The sequence below is a fragment of the Enterobacter sp. 22452 genome, from assembly GCF_052045065.1.
GTDB classification, from domain to species: Bacteria; Pseudomonadota; Gammaproteobacteria; order Enterobacterales; family Enterobacteriaceae; genus Enterobacter; species Enterobacter mori.
Map to the genome: position 1 here is coordinate 90,217 of NZ_JBQEOB010000006.1, position 19,341 is coordinate 109,557.

Annotated in this window: 18 protein-coding genes; 4 read left to right on the forward strand and 14 right to left on the reverse strand. The window is 57.6% G+C overall.

Going from position 1 to position 19,341, the window contains the following annotated elements; genetic code table 11:
• Positions 1-77: 77 nt before the first annotated feature.
• From ACTJJA_RS17665 to ACTJJA_RS17690, 6 genes are all read right to left on the reverse strand, one after another.
• On the reverse strand, positions 78-983 hold the full coding sequence (locus tag ACTJJA_RS17665) for a DMT family transporter (protein ID WP_023333969.1): 906 nt from the start codon (positions 981-983) through the stop codon (positions 78-80).
• Positions 984-1,128: 145 nt separating this feature from the next.
• Positions 1,129-2,508: a carbohydrate porin gene (locus ACTJJA_RS17670; protein WP_023309838.1), complete on the reverse strand. Its 1,380-nt coding sequence runs from the start codon at positions 2,506-2,508 to the stop codon at positions 1,129-1,131.
• A gap of 138 nt (positions 2,509-2,646) precedes the next feature.
• Positions 2,647-2,949 carry a PTS lactose/cellobiose transporter subunit IIA gene (locus tag ACTJJA_RS17675; protein ID WP_028015653.1) on the reverse strand — a complete coding sequence of 101 codons (303 nt, stop codon included), beginning with the start codon at positions 2,947-2,949 and terminating at the stop codon, positions 2,647-2,649.
• A 5-nt stretch (positions 2,950-2,954) separates the two neighbouring features.
• Positions 2,955-4,331: a glycoside hydrolase family 1 protein gene (locus ACTJJA_RS17680; RefSeq protein ID WP_440668821.1), complete on the reverse strand. Its 1,377-nt coding sequence runs from the start codon at positions 4,329-4,331 to the stop codon at positions 2,955-2,957.
• 17 nt (positions 4,332-4,348) lie between these two features.
• Positions 4,349-5,674 carry a PTS cellobiose transporter subunit IIC gene (locus ACTJJA_RS17685; RefSeq protein ID WP_010426512.1) on the reverse strand — a complete coding sequence of 442 codons (1,326 nt, stop codon included), beginning with the start codon at positions 5,672-5,674 and terminating at the stop codon, positions 4,349-4,351.
• Positions 5,675-5,685: 11 nt separating this feature from the next.
• On the reverse strand, positions 5,686-6,000 hold the full coding sequence (locus ACTJJA_RS17690; protein ID WP_010426508.1) for a PTS sugar transporter subunit IIB: 315 nt from the start codon (positions 5,998-6,000) through the stop codon (positions 5,686-5,688).
• A 293-nt stretch (positions 6,001-6,293) separates the two neighbouring features.
• Between ACTJJA_RS17690 and ACTJJA_RS17695 the strand changes: the two genes are divergently transcribed.
• Positions 6,294-7,244 (forward strand): LacI family DNA-binding transcriptional regulator, encoded by a 951-nt coding sequence (locus tag ACTJJA_RS17695; protein WP_042714383.1) that lies wholly within the window; start codon positions 6,294-6,296, stop codon positions 7,242-7,244.
• 48 nt (positions 7,245-7,292) lie between these two features.
• On the opposite strand, the gene ACTJJA_RS17700 is transcribed toward ACTJJA_RS17695, so the two are convergent.
• The 5 genes from ACTJJA_RS17700 to ACTJJA_RS17720 all read right to left on the reverse strand — a co-directional run bounded on the left by ACTJJA_RS17700 (position 7,293) and on the right by ACTJJA_RS17720 (position 14,023).
• On the reverse strand, positions 7,293-7,589 hold the full coding sequence (locus ACTJJA_RS17700) for a YicS family protein (RefSeq protein ID WP_010426504.1): 297 nt from the start codon (positions 7,587-7,589) through the stop codon (positions 7,293-7,295).
• Positions 7,590-7,709: 120 nt separating this feature from the next.
• Positions 7,710-9,074, reverse strand: coding sequence for an efflux transporter outer membrane subunit (locus ACTJJA_RS17705; protein ID WP_440668822.1), 1,365 nt, complete (start codon positions 9,072-9,074; stop codon positions 7,710-7,712).
• On the reverse strand, positions 9,074-12,184 hold the full coding sequence (locus tag ACTJJA_RS17710; RefSeq protein ID WP_325828456.1) for an efflux RND transporter permease subunit: 3,111 nt from the start codon (positions 12,182-12,184) through the stop codon (positions 9,074-9,076). Before ACTJJA_RS17710 ends, ACTJJA_RS17705 begins: the two co-directional genes overlap by 1 nt.
• Positions 12,184-13,305 carry an efflux RND transporter periplasmic adaptor subunit gene (locus ACTJJA_RS17715; protein ID WP_440668823.1) on the reverse strand — a complete coding sequence of 374 codons (1,122 nt, stop codon included), beginning with the start codon at positions 13,303-13,305 and terminating at the stop codon, positions 12,184-12,186. Before ACTJJA_RS17715 ends, ACTJJA_RS17710 begins: the two co-directional genes overlap by 1 nt.
• 148 nt (positions 13,306-13,453) lie before the next feature.
• Positions 13,454-14,023, reverse strand: a complete 570-nt coding sequence (locus ACTJJA_RS17720) for a TetR/AcrR family transcriptional regulator (protein WP_216358209.1) — start codon at positions 14,021-14,023, stop codon at positions 13,454-13,456.
• 186 nt (positions 14,024-14,209) lie between these two features.
• On the opposite strand from ACTJJA_RS17720, the gene ACTJJA_RS17725 reads away from it, so the two are divergent.
• The gene (locus ACTJJA_RS17725) at positions 14,210-14,629 is read left to right on the forward strand and encodes a GNAT family N-acetyltransferase (protein WP_440668824.1); all 420 of its coding nucleotides are present in this window, start codon (positions 14,210-14,212) and stop codon (positions 14,627-14,629) included.
• Here the strand turns inward: ACTJJA_RS17725 and ACTJJA_RS17730 are convergent.
• A complete protein-coding gene (locus tag ACTJJA_RS17730) occupies positions 14,626-15,273 on the reverse strand; it encodes a TetR/AcrR family transcriptional regulator (protein ID WP_440668825.1) in 648 nt (215 codons plus the stop codon). The two genes, ACTJJA_RS17725 and ACTJJA_RS17730, sit on opposite strands and share 4 nt — an antisense overlap.
• Positions 15,274-15,366: 93 nt before the next feature.
• Between ACTJJA_RS17730 and ACTJJA_RS17735 the strand changes: the two genes are divergently transcribed.
• A complete protein-coding gene (locus ACTJJA_RS17735; protein WP_440668826.1) occupies positions 15,367-16,851 on the forward strand; it encodes an MDR family MFS transporter in 1,485 nt (494 codons plus the stop codon).
• A gap of 188 nt (positions 16,852-17,039) precedes the next feature.
• Positions 17,040-17,840, forward strand: a complete 801-nt coding sequence (gene nlpA, locus ACTJJA_RS17740) for a lipoprotein NlpA (protein WP_440668827.1) — start codon at positions 17,040-17,042, stop codon at positions 17,838-17,840.
• Between the two features lie 12 nt (positions 17,841-17,852).
• Here nlpA and ACTJJA_RS17745 read toward each other — a convergent pair whose 3' ends face one another.
• Together ACTJJA_RS17745 and ACTJJA_RS17750 are read right to left on the reverse strand one after the other, a co-directional pair.
• On the reverse strand, positions 17,853-18,533 hold the full coding sequence (locus ACTJJA_RS17745; RefSeq protein WP_440668828.1) for an EAL domain-containing protein: 681 nt from the start codon (positions 18,531-18,533) through the stop codon (positions 17,853-17,855).
• A 69-nt stretch (positions 18,534-18,602) separates the two neighbouring features.
• Positions 18,603-19,214, reverse strand: coding sequence for a helix-turn-helix transcriptional regulator (locus ACTJJA_RS17750; RefSeq protein WP_440668829.1), 612 nt, complete (start codon positions 19,212-19,214; stop codon positions 18,603-18,605).
• Between the last annotated feature and the right edge of the window lie 127 nt (positions 19,215-19,341).

A 19,341-nucleotide genomic window follows, 5' to 3' on the forward strand; every position in this document is an offset into this window, starting at 1 on the left:
GGGGAGAGGGGACTGCTCGGTGCTGTCTTTTCACCCTCGCCCCTTTGGGGAGAGGGCCGGGGTGAGGGGACATCAGGCTACGCCGATGCCTTAACCCGTCTTCTCGAATCCATCGAAATCAGCACCACCGACGACACTATCAGCAGCGTCCCCAGCCAGTCCGGCAGGGTGAACGCCACGCCCAGCAAAATCACCGACAGCAGCGCGCTGCTCAGCGGCTCGGCGCAGCTCAGAATGCTCGCCTTCGGCCCGCCGATCATCTGTGCGCCTTTCAGATACAGGCTGAACGTCAGCGCGGTGCCAATCACCACCAGATAGAAAAACGCCAGCAGCAGGCTGCCATCAATCACGAACGTGGTCCCACGCCCGGCGTAGAACGGCGTCAGCATTAACCCGGCAATCAACATACTCCAGCCGACAATCGGCAGCGTGCCGTAGCGGGCGATAAGCGTCGACGGGTACGTCGTATAAAACGCGGCGGCAAACGCCGAGGCGATACCGAAGAACAGCGCGGCAGGCGAGATGGAGAGCGAGGTCGGGTCGCCGTGGGTGACCAGCAGAAAGGTACCGACTAGCGATGTCATGATGGCGGACAGGACAAACACGCCGGGGCGCTTTTTCCGCGCCAGGGCAAACCACGCCACGATGATGGTCGGGGACAGAAACTGCAGCACGGTAGCGGTCGCGGCGTTGGATTTTTCAATCGTCAGCAGGAAGGTGAGCTGCACGGTGAGCGCGCCGACGAGCGAGAAAATCAGCAGGCTGAGGGCGTCTTTGCGATGCTTGATGACCGAGAAAATCTTGTCGCCGTGAACGAAGGAGAGCGTCAGCAGGATCACGCCGGTAAACAGCAGGCGAACCATGGTCAGGTAAGGCGAAGAAATGTGGCTTTTCTCCATGATGTACTGCGCGCAAACCCCCGAGCTGCCCCATAAAACGGCGGCGATCAGGACGTTTAGCATCCCTTTACGTGTGGAACCCATGTTCTCCCCTGCGATGTTGTCGTTAATTCGGTCAACAGCATAGCATGGTTGTGTGCGGCCTGATGCCCTCACCCCGGCCCTCTCCCACGGGGAGAGGGAGAAAACACGAAAAACGGCAACGTTGCGTTGCCGTTTTGCTTTTACCTTAGAACCACGCCTCCCACATCGCGCCGACGTTGAAGTCGTCCAGCGTTTCGTCTTTGGTGTTGTTCACGCGCGCGGTGCGTTCGTTATCCACTTTGCCGCCGGTCACGTAGAAGCGCAGCATCGGACGGAACTCCGGCCCCATGGCGATAGACATGTTCTGCGACAGGGTCAGCTTCCAGCCCTTGTTGTCGCCGCCGTTGTCGTAGTCAACGTGCTGCCAGCCCGCTTCCAGCCAGGTGGAGTGAACGTCGTTCCACCAGTGCATTGGGCGCACGATGGCATTGTAGTTCTTACGGTTGTCGGTCTTATCGCGGCTGTTGTCGTAGTCGTGGAAGGCGAGGATGTACTCCACCTGCGTCGCCTGGGTGAATTTGTACAGCCCTTCAAAGCTGGCGTAAACCGTGGTCAGATCCTCGGTTTTGTTGAACACGCTGTTGTCCGCGTTATCGGAGTAGCGAGCGATCACCTTGTTCACGCCGCTGTCGTTGGTGTGGCTCAGCACCACGCCGCCCTGCCAGGCGTTCAGACGTTCATCGCTCTCCACCGCCTTGGAGTCAAAGCCGTAGTTGGCGTACAGCTCCATGTCGATCGGGCCGAGCTTCATGCCGTGGATTTTTGAGGTCGCGGCGTAGTTACCTTTGTCGCCCGTGCCGGAACCGCCGGTACAGGTGATGCGCGACGGGTTCGCTTCGTCTTCCATCACTTCCGGGCTACAGGATTCCACCGCCGCCACGGCGGCCACGTCGAACTGCACGCCGCCGATGTCGAAGTTCTTCACCCCGGCGCCCTGGCCGTCGTGGTTCATCCAGAAGTAATCGTTGATGCCCTGCTGCGGACGCTGGTGGAAATCACGACCGGCCCAGAAATAGGCGTTCGGGTTGGAGGCCATAATATTGGTCACGCCCGCGTAGGCTTTTTTCAGGTTAACTTCGTCGCCCCAATGGTCGATCATCACGTTGATGTCCCAGATGGCGCCGTTTTCACCCTTGAAGGCCTTGGAGAGCTGGAATTCACCGCCGTTGCCTTCGTTACCCAGACGACCAATGGCGGACGCGCCGTTGTAGGAGCCGTCCACCGCCACGTATTTCTGATCGGCGGCCTGGAAGTGCGCGCCGTAGCGGGCGTAGCCGGTAAATTTAATGCCGAACGGAATCGCCATATCCGGGGACTGCGCCGCGCTTTGTGGCTCGGTCACCACGTCCGCTTTTTTCGCGACCGCCGCATCCATTTTGGCCTGACGTTCGGCCAGGGCTTTATCAACCGCTTTCGCCACAATGGCGTCGATTTGCTCCTGCGTGAATTCTTGTGCGAGCACGGAAATTGGGCAAAGCGCGGCGATAACCGCCATGGTTAATGGAAGTTTTTTAATCGTATTCATGGTTATCTCAATATAGTTTAATCTTATTCAGACAATAACCATCCCGCTCCGATCTGACAGAGTATGTCGCTATCATCAGAACAAGTGGAATTCTATTTAAGGTACAGAGGTATTACAGTAATTTTATTTCGCCATAGATTATCTCTGATATAGATGAATAATTTCTTCGGATAATTCACGCGCTAATAAGGAATTCATTAAATGATCCTGCGCATGCACCATAATTAAGGTCATCGGCTGGCGGGCTTCGCCCGCATCCTGCTCGATCAGTTTGGTCTGCATCTTGTGCGCCTGGCGCGCGTAGCCATCGGCTTCGCGCAGCAGGCTTTTCGCTTCGTCGATGTTGCCCTGACGCGCCGCGTGCAGCGCTTCAAAGCACAGGCTGCGGGACTGACCGGCATTGACGATAATTTCCATTACGGCTTCTTCTAATACGATCATCACGATTACTCTCTGTCAAAACTGTTATTCAACGCGGTGGCGGCAAACCACTCTCCGCTCTTTTTAATAGTGCGTTTCTGCGTGGCTAAATCGAGCTGGATAAACCCGTAGCGATTTTTATACGCGTTACACCACGACCAGTTATCAATAAACGTCCACATATGGTAGCCAAGACAATTGCACCCTTCGCTAATACCCTTATGCAGCCAGGCTAAATGTTCGGAAATAAACTCGATGCGGTATTGATCGTTAATCTGGCCATTTTCAATAAAGCGCTGCTCATTTTCGACGCCCATGCCGTTTTCAGAAATAAAGCAGCGTGGGTTGCCGTAATTGTCGCGCAGGTTAACCAGAATATCGTAAATACCCGGCTCGTAGATTTCCCAGCCGCGGTACGGGTTCATCTTGCGGCCCGGCATCTCGTAGATATCAAAGAACCACTCCGGCATAAACGGCGCCTGCGGGTTCACCGCGCTGTCGCGACACTTCACGCGACGCGGCTGATAGTAGTTAATGCCGAGCAGGTCGATTTTCCCTTCCGCAATCAGGAAACCGTCTTCCGGTTTACAGGCGGGCAACTGATCGTAGGATTTCAGTAACGCCACCAGGTCTGCCGGGTATTCACCGCGCAGTACCGGGTCGAGGAAGCTGCGGTTAAACATCAGGTCCGCCACGTGCGCCGCTTTGACGTCGGCCGGGTTTTGCGAGCGCGGGTAGGACGGCGTCAGGTTCAACACGATGCCGATTTCCCCCGCGTAATGCCCGGCTCGGTATGCGCGCACCGCCAGCGAATGGGCTAACACGGTGTGATACGCCACGGTAGCCGCCCGACGGAAATCCACCACGTTCGGGTAGTGGAAGTCGTAGAGATAACCGCCCTCAACTGGGACAATTGGCTCGTTGAAGGTAAACCAGTGCAGCACGCGATCGCCAAACAGCTCGAAGCAAATCTGGGCATAGCGGGCGTATGCGTCCACCACGTCGCGGTTTTCCCAGCCGCCGATCTCCTGCATCGCCATCGGCATGTCGAAGTGAAACAGGGTGATAAACGGCGTGATGCCCTGCTCATTCAACTCATCAATGACCTGATTGTAAAAATCGACCGCTTCCGGGTTCACTTCACCGATACCGTCGGGGATCAGGCGCGCCCAGCTAATCGAGGTGCGAAAGCTGTTGTGGTTCAGCTGCTTTAACAGCTGAATGTCCGTTTTCCAGTGCTGATAAAACGTGGAGGTCTGCTGCGGCCCCACGCCGTTGTGAAAACGGTTCGGCTCGCGGGCAAACCAGTAATCCCATGTGGTTTCGCCCTCTCTTGCCCCTTCGGTCTGGAGAGCGGAGCTTGCGCTGCCCCACCAGAAGTTATCGGGAAATGCGTATTTCATGACTCTTCCTCTTTGACTTAATTGCTGGCGGCTTCAGCGTTACCGACGGTCGCCTGAGCTTTCTGCTCTTCGTTTTTGATGAGCGTACGCTCATAGGCACGCAGGAACGGCAGGTACATCAGCGCGGACATCACCATACAGACCAGGCACATCACCACCGGGCTGAGCGCCCAGTTGGCGGCCCACGAGGCACCAATCGGCGCGGGGGTGGTCCACGGCGTTAACGACACAACCTGTGCCAGCCAGCCGAGCTTCGTTGCGCCGTATGCCAGGCAGGCGTTCACCAGCGGAACAAACACGAACGGGATAAACAGCATCGGGTTCATGATGATCGGCGCGCCGAACAGAATCGGTTCGTTGATGTTAAAGAAGCTTGGCACCACGCCCATTTTGCCGATGGTGCGCAGATGGGTCACGCGGCTGCGCAGCAGCAGGAACGCCAGCGGTAGCGTGGAGCCTACGCCGCCAATCAGCAGGTAGTGATCCCAGAATCCCTGCAGGTAAACGTGCGGCAGCGCCGCGCCAGCCGCCAGCGCCGCCTGGTTTGCGGAGAGGTTAGCCATCCAGAACGGGTTCATGATGCCGGTGACAATCAGCGAGCCGTGGATACCCGCAAACCAGAAGATCTGGCACAGCAGCACGGAGAGCAGAATGGCGGGCAGGGAGTCAGAGGCGGACACCAGCGGTTCCAGCAGGTGCATGATCGCCTGCGGAATGATCATTCCGGTCTGCGCTTCAATGAACAGGTTCAGCGGGTGCAGCGTGCCGATCACCACCATCACCGGGATCAGGATCTCAAACGAACGCGCCACGCCGGTCGGGACTTCTTTCGGCAGGCGAATGGTCACGTTGTTCTGCTTCAGCCACGCGTAAACGCGGGTGGCGTAAATTGCGGTGATCAGCGCGGTGAAGATGCCCTGGCCGGAGAGGTACTGTGTGGAGATCTTACCGTCGGCATAGGGTGCGGCGACCAGCAGGAAGGCCATAAAGGCCAGCAGGCCGGACATCACCGGGTCGAGGTTGAACTGACGCCCCAGGCTTGCCCCAATCCCCACCGAGATGAAGAAGGTCATGACGCCCATGCTGAGGTTAAACGGCAGCATCAGCTGCTCGCGATAGGTCTGGGAGAAATCCAGCCAGCCGCGGGCAAAGCTGTTGGTGGTATCCGCCGAGAACGGCGGGAAGATGAACACCAGCATAAACGAGCCGATGATCATAAACGGCAGCGCGGCGGTAAATCCGTCGCGGATTGCAATCACATACTTTTGCTGACCCAGCTTCGCGGCCAGCGGGGTAATTGACTGCTCAATCACCGCGACCATGGATTGATATAACGAACTCATGTGAACACCTTTTAGTGTGCCGCTTCGATGAGCGACAGAGCATAGTCCAGTACTTTATCGCCACGCTGCATGCCGTAGTCCATCATGTCGATGGGCTGTACCGGAATGCCTTGCGTCGCCGCCTTGTCTGAGAGTGTCTTTAACATGTATTTCACTTGCGGTCCGAGAAGGACAACCTGGTATTGCGGAAACTGCGTATCAAATTCGGAAACACCGTACGCATCAATCTTCACCGGCAAACCACGTTCTTTCGCGACATCGACCATTTTGCTGACCAACAGGCTGGTGGACATCCCGGCAGAGCAGCACAGCATAATCTTGAACATCGACAACCATCCTCTAAATGTAAAAAGTTATTGCGAGGATGATTGGACATCATACGGAAACCGGTTTCCATTCATAAAAGACAGAAGTGTGACAACCATCAAGAAGCTGTGCTTATGGGGCTTATTACCACGATCTGCATCACGGAATTTGGCAGTTATGACGTCATTTTGAGTGGGAATGGAAAATCGGTTTCCATGAAAAACGGAAACGGATATACTCCGTACTGGCTATAATGTGAGCCGTAGCGGTAATGGAATTTGCAGGCGTGAAGTTGGCCTGCCAGGGGAGAGAGATGTCTACAATCAACGATGTATCACGTCTGGCCGGGGTGTCCAAAGCCACGGTATCACGGGTGTTGAGCGGGTCACGCGGCGTAAAGGAAGCCAGCCGTCAGGCCGTTCTGAAAGCGGTGGATGAGCTGAACTATCGTCCTAACGTGATTGCACAGTCGCTGCTAAGCCAGTCGACGGGCTGTATTGGCGTGATTTGCGCGCAGGAAAACATTAACCAGACCACCGGTTATCTGTACGCGCTGGAAAAACAGCTCAGCCAGCACCAAAAACATCTGCTGCTGCGCTTCGCGCATAGCAAAGCGGAAGTGATGCACGCCCTTGAAGAACTCTCCTGCGGGCTCTGCGATGATATCCTGGTGATTGGCGCCCGTTTTCCGCTGGACGTGGATATGGAAAACGTCATTCTGGTCGACTGTATGGAGTCTGATAACGCCAACAGCATCCAGTTCGATCACGCGTTTGCCGCCGAAACCGCCTGTAACTACCTCACCAGCCAGGGGCGTCGCCAGATTGCGCTGATCCACCCGCACGGCAGCGGTTTTGCCGACCAGGTGCTGCTCGGCTACAAGCACGCGCTGGAGAAAAATTTCCTGCCCTTTAATCGCAACCTGGTCTTTATGGACGCCACCTCCTCATCCGTTGCGCTGCAGGAGCTGCTGAACAACGCCAGCACCCTGAATTTCAACGCGCTGCTGGTGGCCGATGAGCAGGAAGCCCAGCGGGTGATCCCACAGCTGCAGGCGTTTAATAAATCGGTGCCGGACGACATCATGGTCTTCAGCCTGGGGGGATCGCTGCATCTGCCGGGTATTCCGGTGATCCCGGCAATTGAATATTCCATGGATGCCATGGCGGCGCGGATTGTGAGCTGGCTGACGGAGAAAACGCAGATGCTGGGGTCGTACGTGCTGCGCGGGGATTTAATTATTCCGGATATGCGGAAGCGTTAAACGTGTGATGTAGGCCGGGTAAGCGCTGCGCCACCCGGCAAGCAGCATTCAATAGTCTTCCATACAATCCACCTGACTGACGGCATCCCAGTAGGCGTCCAGATTGTCGCGCTTTACGGCGGTGATGGCGTTTTTGATCAGCAGCTGGTTGGCCTCCGACGACAAAATCATTGCCTGCCAGGCCTTATCGCTCTGCTTTTTCTGTGGCGTGCAGGTTTTCTTCACATCTTTCAGAACCTGCTGTTTTATCTGGGCGTCTTTCGCCGGATCGTCCTTCTCCTGAGCGTGGACAAACGCGGCGAATAACAGGCAAACGAGCAGGCAGACCAGGTGCGCAGCTTTCATCGAAACCTCCAGTTAACGTCACATGCTTCCCATGAAATATATCGTTACATTCAGTGTAGCGATTCCAGCCGAAAGTATGATTTTCTCTTTTCTGCGCATGAGAATCGCCCACCGATGAGGTTACTGGATCCCGCCGCCCAGCGACTGCCACAGCGTGATGCGGTTTTCCAGGTCGGTTTGCTGCAGCGCAATCAGTGATTCCTGCGCCGACCACAGCGACCGCTGCGCGGTAAGCACCGTCAGATAATCCCCCGCGCCCGCCTTATAGCTACGTGTTGCCACATCCAGCGTTTTTTGCTCCGCCGCGACGTATTCGCGCTGGGCATCCAGCTGCTCGCTCAGGGTTTCACGGCGTGCCAGCGCGTCGGCCACGTCCTTGAACGCGCTCTGGATGGCTTTCTCGTAGGTGGCAATCAGTCCCTTCTTCTCCGCTTCCGCGTAGCGCAGCTGTGCCAGGTTGTTCCCGCCGCTAAACAGCGGCAGGGTGATGGACGGTGCAAACGACCAGACCTTCATCCCGTGGCTGAACAGGGAGGAGAGCGAATCGCTGCCGACGCCCGCGCTGGCGGTGAGCGAGATGGTCGGGAAGAAGTTGGCACGCGCCGCGCCGATGTTGGCGTTGGCGCTCAGCAGGTTATGCTCGGCCTCCTGAATATCCGGGCGACGCAGCAGCGCGCTGGAGCTGACGCCCGCCGGGATCAGCGTGATGGCATTATCGCTCAGGCTCTCCAGCGTGCCGGGCAGCAGGTTCTCCGGCACCGTATCACCCGCCAGCAGATTGAGGGCGTTTTTGTCCTGCATCACCAGCGTCTGGTAGCTCGCCACGCTGGCGCGCGCCTGCTGGTAAACCGCCATCGCTTCACTGACGTCCGTCGCCGCCGCCACGCCGACGTCCTGCTGGCGCTTCACAATCTTGAGCGAGTTCGCCGCGCTCTCCATCGTGGCTTTCGCCAGCGCCAGGTTGCTGTTATCCGCCGCCAGCGTCACCCAGGCCGTGGTCAGCTCGCTAACCATCGTCAGGCGCGTATTCTGCGCGGTGAATTCGCTGGCAAGCCAGGTTTCACGCGCGGCGCGGGAGAGGCTCTGGTTGCGGCCAAACAGATCCAGCTCGAAGCTGGAGACCGCGCCGTTGGCTTCGTCGCTGGTGGTCACGCCGCTTGCCAGCGTGCGGCTGCGGGTGTGGCTCAGCTCGGCGTCCACCGTCGGGAACAGGGACGAGCGCGTTTCACCGTACTGGGCGCGGGCGGCGTCGATATCCGCAATCGCTTTTTGCACGTCGCGGTTGCTGTTAAGCGCCATCGTCACCACGCTTTTCAGCCGTGCGTCGTTCATCACCTGCTGCCACTGGCTCACCACGGCGGTGGCTTCGCCGTGCGCGCCGGGTAAGGTTGCCGGGACGGGGGCGTCCGGGCGTTGATACGTTGGGTCTAACGACACACAGCCTGCGCTCAGCAGGGCTAACGCTAAAATTGATACACGAAACATTATGACCTCCGGTTTGCGTGCTTACCGGAGAACAGACGTTTCACCAGTACAAAGAATAAAGGGACGAAGAAAATCGCCAGCAGCGTCGCAGCCAGCGTCCCACCGATAATGCCGGTACCGATCGCCACGCGGCTGTTGGCACCTGCCCCGGTTGCCACGGCCAGTGGCGTCACCCCTGCGATAAACGCCAGCGAGGTCATGATGATCGGACGCAGACGCGTCTGAGCGGCACGCAGCGCGGCGCGCGTCAGGGAGTACCCTTCAGCGACTTTGGCTTCGGCAAATTCCACAATCAGGATGGCGTTCTTCGACGACAGGCCGATGGTGGTCAGCAGCGCCACCTGGAAGTAGACATCGTTGTTCAGGCCGCGCAGGGAGGCGGCGACGGCCGCGCCCAACACGCCAAGCGGGATCACCATGATGACCGAAATCGGTACTGACCAGCTCTCATACAGCGCTGCCAGGCACAGGAACACCACGAGAATGGAAAGGGCATAAAGGCTCATCGCCTGACCGCTCGCCAGTTTTTCCTGCAACGACAAACCGCTCCACGCCCAGGTGCTGCCGGACGGCAGGCTGTTTGCCAGCTGCTCCATTTTACTCATCGCCGTGCCGGAACTGGCGCCGCTGGCGTTTTCGCCCTGAATTTCATACGCCGCCGAGCCGTTGTAGCGCACCAGGCTTTCCGGGCCGTATTCCCAGCGGGTTGTGGCGAAGGCGGAGAACGGGGTCATGGTGCTGTCGCTGCCGCGCACATACCATTTGTTGAGATCCGACGGCACGGCGCGATAGTCGCTGTCGCCCTGGATGTAGACCTTTTTCACGCGGCCGCGATCGATAAAGTCGTTCACGTAGGTCCCGCCCCAGGCGCTGGAGAGGGTGTCGGTGACGTCGCTCAGGGACAGCCCCAGCGACACGGCCTTGTTGTTGTCGATATCGACCTGAAGCTGCGGCATCTGCGGCAGATCGTTGGCGCGCACGGCGTGCAGCGAGCTGTCCTGGTTGGCTTGACCAATCAGCTGGTTACGCAGTTTCAACAGCGCGTCGCGGTCGGTGCCGCCGCTGGCCATCAGCTCAAAGGTAAAGCCGTTGCTCTGGCCCAGACCGTCCACCGCAGGCGGCGTCATGGCAAAGATGGTCGCATCGCGGATGGTGCTCAGCTCCTGCGTGGCGCGCAGGGCGATGGCCTGAGCGGTATTCTCATCGCCTTTACGCTCTGACCAGTTTTTTAGGGAGACAAACGCCATCCCGGCGTTCTGGCCGCTGCCGCTGAAGCTGAAGCCTTCAATGGTGAAGATCACATTGGTGTTGGCTTTCTCTTTGGTGAGGAACCACTCGCGCACCTGGCGGCTGACTTCGGCGGTACGCACCGTCGTCGCGCCGGCTGGCAGGGTGTACTGCACCATGATTTCGCCCTGGTCTTCCGTTGGCAGGAAGCTGCCCGGCAGCTTAAGCATGGCGAAGCCCATCGCGCCACAGAGCAGGGCGTAGATGACCAGCATGCCGCCGGAGCGGCGCAGGGCCCGCAGCACCTTGTTCTGATAGCCATGCTCGGTCCTGCTATAGAAGCGGTTAAACGCGCCGAAGAAACCTTTCTTGTGCGGAGCCGTGTGGCTCAGAATTGAGCCGCAGAGCGCGGGCGTCAGGGTCAACGCCACCACCACGGAGAGGAACATCGCCGAAATGATGGTGACCGAGAACTGACGGTAAATCACTCCGGTGGAGCCGCCGAAGAAGGCCATCGGCAGGAATACCGCAGAGAGCACCAGCGCAATGGCGATCAGCGCACCGGAGATTTCGCCCATCGATTTCTCGGTGGCTTCCCGCGCGGGCAGGCCTTCGTCGCGCATAATACGCTCGACGTTTTCCACCACCACGATGGCGTCATCCACTAAAAGCCCTATCGCCAGCACCATCGCAAACAGCGTCAGGGTGTTGATGGAGTAGCCGAACAGCGCCAGCACGCCGAAGGTGCCCAGCAGAACGACAGGCACCGCCAGCGCCGGGATCAGCGTCGCGCGGATGTTTTGCAGGAACAGGTACATCACCACCACCACGAGGATAATGGCTTCGAACAGGGTCTGAATCACGTCCTCAACGGAGATCTTGATGAACTCTGTGCTGTCTTTAGGGTAGGCCACGTCGTAGCCTTCCGGCATCGACTTTTTGAACTCAGCAATCTTGTCTTTTACCGCCGTCGCAGTGTTGAGCGCGTTCGCACCCGGTGAAAGCATGACCGCCATACCTGCCGCCGGGTGGCCGTTGAGCTTCGCGGTGGCGGTGTAATCTTCGCTGCCCATCTCCACGCGGGCGACGTCGCTGATGCGCACGACCGCGCCGTTGGACTGGCTCTTCACAATGATGTTTTTAAACTGATCGACCGTTTGCAGGCGCGACTGGGCGCGGACGGTGGCGGTCAGCTGCTGGGCGTTCGACGAGGGCAGCGCGCCGATTTTACCGGCGGAAACCTGCACGTTCTGGGCTTCAATCGCGCTCTGCACGTCGGACGGCATCAGCGAGTAGGACGCCAGCTTCGCCGGGTCGAGCCAGATGCGCATGGCGTATTCCGCCCCGAACACCTGCAGGCTCCCGACGCCCTCCACGCGCGCCAGCGGGTCCTGCATATTGCTCACCAGCCAGTCGGCAATATCCGAGCTGCTGGCGGTGTCGGTTTTGTCGTACACGCCCATGATCAGCAGGAAGTTGCTCTGCGATTTCTCGACGGTAATGCCGGACTGCTGCACCTCGGTCGGCAGACGAGATTCCGCCTGCTGAACCTTGTTCTGCACCTGCACCTGCGCGGTGTCAGGGTCGGTTCCCTGCTCGAAGGTGACGTTGATGCTTACCGACCCGTCCGAGCTGCTGGTGGAGGTGAAGTAGAGCAGGTTATCCAGCCCGGTGAGCTGCTGCTCGATCACCTGCGTCACGCTGTTTTCCAGCGTCTGCGCGGAGGCACCGGTGTAGGTGGCGGAGATCTTGATCGACGGCGGGGCGACGTCCGGGTACTGCGCGACCGGCAGCGAGCGGATCGCCAGCATCCCGGCGAGCATGATAAGAATGGCTATAACCCAGGCAAAGACCGGGCGACGCACGAAGAAACGTGAAAACATCAGGCGTTTCCTCCGCTGGCTTTCATCTCTTCGGCTTTCACTTCCTGCCCGGCGGTCACTTTGTCAGTACCCTCCACAATCAGCTTATCGCCCGCCTTCAGGCCGCTCAGCACCAGCCATTGGTCGCCGTAGGTGTCGCCCGTTTCCAGCTGACGCTGCTCGACCTTGTTGCTGGCATTCACCACCAGCGCGGTAGCGGTGCCTTTGGCGTCGCGGGTGATGCCCTGCTGCGGTGCCAGGATCGCGTCGTTCATGATGCCTTCATCCACTCTGGCGCGGACAAACATCCCCGGCAGGAGCTGATGCTGCGGGTTCGGGAAGACGGCGCGCAGCGTGACGGAGCCGGTTGATTCATCCACCGCCACTTCGGTTAACGCCAGGCGGCCTTTTTCACCGTAGGTGCTGCCGTCTTCGAGGATTAACGACACGCTTAGCGTATCGCTATTGGTGGCAAGGGTTTGCTTGCGTAAACGCAGCAGATCGGCGCTGGAACGCGTGAGATCGACGTACATGCTGTCGAGCCCGCGAATGGTGGCGAGCGCGGTATCCTGCTGCGCGGTCACCAGCGCGCCGGGGGTGACGGAGGAGATGCCGATACGTCCGGCAATCGGTGCGGTCACGGTGGTCCAGTTGAGGTTAATGCGCGCGCTTTCCTGCGCGGCCTTCTTTGACTCGACGCTGGCCTTGTCCTGTGCGCAGGTGGACTGCGCGTCCTCTGCGTCCTGACGCGACACGCCGTCATCTTTTACCAGCTGCGCATAGCGCTTAGCTTTCTGGCAGTCGGCCTGCACCAGCGCCTGCGCCTGCTTCAGCGCGGCGGCGGCTTCATCGTAGGCGGCGCGGTAGCTGGAAGGGTCAATTTGATACAGCGCCTGTCCGGCCTTGACCGTATCGCCTTCGGTGAAAAGCCGCTTCTGGATAATGCCGCCTACCTGCGGGCGCACTTCGGCGCTCATGGCGGCGGTGGTGCGGCCCGTCAGCTCGCTGACGACGGAAACAGGCTGGCTCATGAGCGTGACAATCCCGACATCCGGAAGAGGACGCTGGGGAGCAGATGTTTGCGCATTATCGCACCCTGTCAGGAGGAGTAATGCCGCGATGGAGGTTGTTATGGTTTTCATAATCTTTTTCCAGGGTGAACGATGCCTGCCCTGTTAATCGCTTAACAGGGAGGAGGGCTATTTAAAGGCACAGCGATACCGCATCTCTGGCTGAGCCAGAAATGTAAAAAAGGGGAATTACTTATTCCCGCTAATTATTCATATGCGATTACTTCGCAGAGAAAAGCATATTTAAAATATCCTGATAAAGAGGTTCTAATTGTTCTGACGGTACTTTTAACGGCGCGAGTCGACGGTAAATCGTTCCTTCGATCATCACGGCGGTAATCTCCACGCAGCAGCGAATATGCTCATCGCTCAGGTGGGGGAACTGCTTTTTCAGGTGCTCGCAGGCGTTGGTAAACATGCGCGATTCGGCTTCGATCAGCATGGCGGCAACCTGAGGATTACGCGTGGCCTCGGCGGACATTTCCAGCATCAGCGCATCGTCATCCTCGTTGAGCGTTTGCCGCCAGGCGAGGGCCTGCGGCATCCCTTCTACCAGCGTTTTGCCCTGCATCTCCTCGATGCGCGAGTCGATGATACGGCGGATCATCTCTTCAATAATCGCGTCTTTGTTGCTGAAATAACGGTAAATTTGTCCGACGCTGAGCTTCGCCTCGCTGGCAATCTGCGACATGCTGGCGGCGTGAAACCCGCTGGCGCGAAAGCAGCGGCGCGCGGCGGTGATGATCTCGTCCTGGCGCAATTTTTGTCGTTCTTCCAGCTTTGTGCTCATCGTCGGCTACCGTGTAAAAGTGAGAATGATCGTTCTCATTATACGTTTTAGGTGTGTATTGGAAAGGCTTTTTTTATTTACATATTGAATGAATATTTCCTGGATTAAACAATGGAGGAAATAAGGAGTTTTTATGAAGGTTAAGCTGTGAGATATTCAGATTGCGCTGAAAATAAGGAGAACAATATGCAGTTGAGCATCACTAAAAAAGTCACACCCGAAGAGAAAGAAGAGTTATTTGTGGGATTAAGAGCTTACAACGCCCAGTTTTTAGATATGACGAACTTTAGTGGTGATGTTGGCGTTTACATGCGAGACGATAATGGCGCAATGCTGGGCGGATTAATCGGCGTGCGCAAAGGTGACTGGCTGAATATTGACTATCTCTGGGTGAGCGACACCGTGCGGGGAACCGGCGTGGGCAGCCAGCTCATCAAAACGGCAGAAGATGAAGCCCGACGCCAGGGCTGCAAGCACGCGCTGGTCGATACTGCCAGTTTCCAGGCGCGCCCGTTCTATGAAAAACAGGGCTACCGGCTGCAGATGTCGCTGCAGGATTACCCCTATGCGGGCATGCAGCGCCACTATCTGGCAAAGGCGCTTTAACCGCCGATCCCGGTGCCGATTACGGCAAGCGCATGACGGACAATGATTTCCGGCGAGAGGGATTTTAGCCTCTCGTCATTGCGCATGCGTGAGAACGGCACCAGCACCAGGCTCAGCAAGGTGGTAAACAGCAGCTCCGGTGCCAGCGCCTGATTCAGCTTCCCTTCCTGCTGCCAGCCTTTGATGGTGGTAAGCGTCGCCTGATACTTCTCGTCACCAAACCGCGCCTGAAGATGGGTGCGCAGTACCGGCATTTCGCCAATCACCTCCTGCATCCACAGCGGTGCAAACCAGTGATACTGTTCCGCCAGTTCGGCCAGCACTTTAACCATTTCCGTCAGGGCGTTCACCGGCGAATCCCGGTTATCGGCGAAAATCGTCCCGATCCGCTCGCGTAACGGCAGGAAACGCTCCTCAATCATCGCATCCAGCAGTTGCTCTCGGGAGTTGAAGTAATAGTGCAGCATCGCGGGCGTGACGCCCGCCTCTTTGGCAATAGCATTGAGGGAGGTATTGGCGATCCCCTGACGGGAAAAGAGGTTCAGGGCGATATCCAGCAGCTGTTCGCGGCTGGCGGTGACACGTTTACCCCCGCGAGGGCGGCCGGGGCGGCGCGGTTCAGAATTGTCTTTTAATGCTGGCATGACCACGGTGCCTCTTGATCTTATTCATCACTTCCACAAATATTAATTATGCGATTAATTAATTTCAAGCGATCTCTTATGGAATCCGACGTCATGAACCCACCCGCGCAAAAAGCGCCGTCGATTAAGCTGCTGTTCAGCGCGCTGCTGCTGGTGATGCTGCTTTCTGCGCTTGATCAAACCATCGTCTCTACCGCGCTGCCTACCATTGTCGGTGAGCTGGGCGGCCTGGATAAGCTCTCCTGGGTAGTGACGGCCTATATCCTCAGCTCCACCATCGTGGTGCCGCTGTACGGTAAATTCGGCGATCTGTTTGGCCGCAAAATTGTCCTGCAAATCGCCATTGTGCTGTTCCTCGTGGGCTCCGCGCTGTGCGGGCTGGCGCAAAACATGACCCAGCTGGTGCTGATGCGTGCCCTGCAGGGGCTGGGCGGCGGCGGCCTGATGGTGATCAGCATGGCCGCCGTGGCAGACGTGATCCCGCCAGCCGATCGCGGGCGCTATCAGGGGCTGTTTGGCGGCGTGTTTGGCCTGGCGACGGTCATCGGGCCGCTGATCGGCGGGTTTATTGTCCAGCACGCATCCTGGCGCTGGATTTTCTACATCAACCTGCCGCTGGGGCTGTTTGCGCTGCTGGTAATAGGTGCGGTATTTCACGGCAGCGCGCGGCGCAGCAAGCACGAGATTGACTATCTGGGGGCGATTTACCTCAGCATGGCGCTGCTGTGCATCATCCTGTTTACCACCGAAGGCGGCACCGTTCGCCCGTGGAGCGACCCACAGCTGTGGTGCATTCTGGCCTTTGGCCTGACGGGCATTGCCGGGTTTATCTATGAGGAGCGGCTGGCGTGGGAGCCGATTATTCCGCTGTCGCTGTTCCGCGACCGCAGCTTCCTGCTCTGCAGCCTGATTGGCTTTATCATCGGTATGTCGCTGTTTGGCTCAGTGACCTTCCTGCCGCTGTACCAGCAGGTGGTGAAAGACGCCACGCCAACGCAGGCCGGTTTGCAGCTCACTCCGCTGATGGGCGGGCTGCTGCTGACCTCGATTATCAGCGGGCGGATCATCAGCCGTACCGGGAAATATCGCCTGTTCCCGATCCTCGGCACGCTGCTTGGCGTGGTGGGGATGTTTTTACTGACGCGCATTTCAATCACGTCGCCAACCTGGCAGCTTTATCTGTTCACCAGCGTGCTGGGCATGGGGCTGGGACTGGTGATGCAGGTGCTGGTGCTGGCGGTGCAAAACAGCGTGTCGGCGGATCAATACGGCGTAGCCACCTCTGGCGTCACGCTCTTCCGTTCCATTGGCGGGGCCATTGGCGTCGCGCTGTTTGGCGCGGTATTCACGAATATTCTGCAATCGGGGCAGATGGACAGCCTTCCGGAAGGCGCGGAACTGCCGCGCGAGCTGAACCCGACCGCCATCCATCATCTGCCAGACGCCCTGAGGCTGGACTACCTTGATGCGTTCGGCTCGGCCATTCACGCGGTGTTCCTGCTGGCGGCAGGGATTATGGTGCTGGCGTTTGCGCTGTCGTGGTTTTTACGGGAAGCGCCGCTGCGTCGGCAGGCGTGATGCCCATCGCCCGGTGGCGCTTTGCTTACCGGGCCTACAACACCTCCGCGCGTAGGCCGGGTAAGCGCAGCGCCACCCGGCAATAGACCGCATATAACTTATCCTTCTTATTGATTCCTTTTCGTTTTTTAGCGCGCCGTCGCGTTGTCGATATAGTCTTCAAAACGTCTAACAAAAGGAACTGTCTCGTGAAACTTCGACTGGGTGCGCTTCTCCTGACTGGCCTGCTGCTCGCGGGCTGTGACCAAAGCAGCAATGATGCCAAACACATTAAGGTCGGCGTGATTAACGGTGCCGAGCAGGACGTGGCGGAAGTCGCTAAAAAGGTGGCAAAAGAGAAATACGGTCTGGACGTCGAGCTGGTGGGCTTTAGCGGATCGCTGCTGCCCAACGATGCCACTAACCAGGGAGAGCTGGATGCCAACGTCTTCCAGCACCGCCCGTTTCTCGCAGAAGATAACAAGGCGCACGGCTACAAACTGGTTGCCGTTGCAAACACCTTCGTCTTCCCGATGGCTGGCTATTCCCGCAAGATTAAATCGGTGAATGAACTGAAAGACGGCGCAACGATTGCCATTCCTAACGACCCAACCAACCTCGGTCGCGCGCTGCTGCTGCTGCAAAAAGAGAAGCTGATTGCCCTGAAGCCGGACGTTGGCCTGCTGCCGACGGCGCTGGATATCACCGCAAACCCTAAAAATCTGAAGATTATGGAGCTGGAAGGCGCGCAGCTGCCGCGCGTGCTGGACGATCCGAAGGTGGATATCGCCATTATTAGTACCACCTACCTCCAGCAAACCGGCCTGTCGCCGGTTCACGATAGCGTCTTCATAGAAGATAAAAACTCGCCGTATGTGAACATTGTCGTGACGCGTGAGGACAAGAAAGATACGGAAAACGTGAAGGAATTCATACAGTCGTATCAGTCGCCTGAGGTGGCAAAAGCGGCCGAAACGATCTTCAACGGCGGCGCGGTGCCAGGCTGGTAAAGCCACCGGCTTTTACGCCGTCACGCTGGCGTCTACCCGGCTTTCCGGCCAGAGAAAACCCTGGCCAAACCGGGCTCCCGACGCGCGGGCTCGCTGCAGATCCTGCGCGGTTTCAATCCCTTCAACCACGACAGCTCTGGCAATGTTATCTCTGACGAAGTGAACGAATGCGTCAAACCGGGAAGCGGCGTTGAGCTCTGAGCGGTCAAGCTTGATGCCGTCAACCGGCAGGGCAAGTCGCGCATAGTCGTCTGCCAGCTCGTACGTCAGGTCGTCCAGCCAGATTTTCCAGCCCGCCGCCTTAAGCCGGTGCAGGTTTTTGTGGATGCCGTGTTGCTCCGCGGTACTCATGCGGGTCAGGGTTAGCGGGTCCTGAATCTCAATCGTTAAGCGCTGCTGGTGGCGTAGGGCCAGCAACAGCTCGATGGCTTTGGGGTCAAGCAGCCGAGCGGCCGGAAAATTTAGCCAGTACTGGCCTTTGTCCGGCCTCCGTAACAGCGTGTTGGCCTGCCAGAAAAAGATTTGCAGCGCACAGCGGGCGGGCAGCGAAGCGAAGAACACCTCCAGATTGACGTTGTGGATCTCCACAAGAACCTCATGCGCCACGGCCTGGCCGGAATGAAAATCCACTAAAGGCTGAAACCGCAGCCCCGTAATGGTATGCAGCATGGGAGAGGGTAGAACGGTGTACATGACGAGACCCTGAGAAAAAAAGGTTCCCGCGGACACGGGAACAAAGGCAAACGACACACGGTCGGGAAGTTAATTCAAGATCCAGCGAATGCTCTGATAGAACGAGGGGCCCCGGACGGCCTTGAGCTTATTCATGGCGTTGTTTTTGTAGAAATAGACCAGCCTGACGTTACAGCCCAGCTGGCGGGCAATTTGCTTGGTTTTCAGGTTACATGAGTAGCCCCGAAGCACGCTGGCTTCCTCATTAGAGAGCCTTGCAGGGCGCTGTCGCGTCGTAATGCTTACGTTGTAATGGTTTAACGCCTTTGGCGTCTGGCTCATCAGGATTTGCCACATCGCCTTGATGTCCCCCAGCGAAACGCGCTTATTGATGACGCCATCAACATGCTTAAACTTCAGGAAACCGGCAGATAACGAGTAGATATAGATCCTCGCATCAGGCTGTATTTCTTTCATGCGCAGGATGTCTTCATTTGGCGTAATCACAAAGCTTCCGGTATTCAGCGGATCGTAAATCACGATATCCCACGTCCGTTCGCTGAGAAGAAAATCTTCAATATTTCTAAACCCATGGAAAATAACATCCCGATGCTCGTCAGGTTCGCGGTTACCAAGATATTGCAGGCCAATCATTGTGAACTCGCAACTATCAACAACGGCCACATATATTTTTTCTTTCATGGTCATTCTCCTTTAGCTAAGCACCAGGTCCCTGTAAGCAAAACGGTCATTCGAATGGAGTGGTCACCCGTTAATTGGTGGTGGGATGATGCGTAAAAGGTATGCCAGAGGAACATATCGAGTAAAG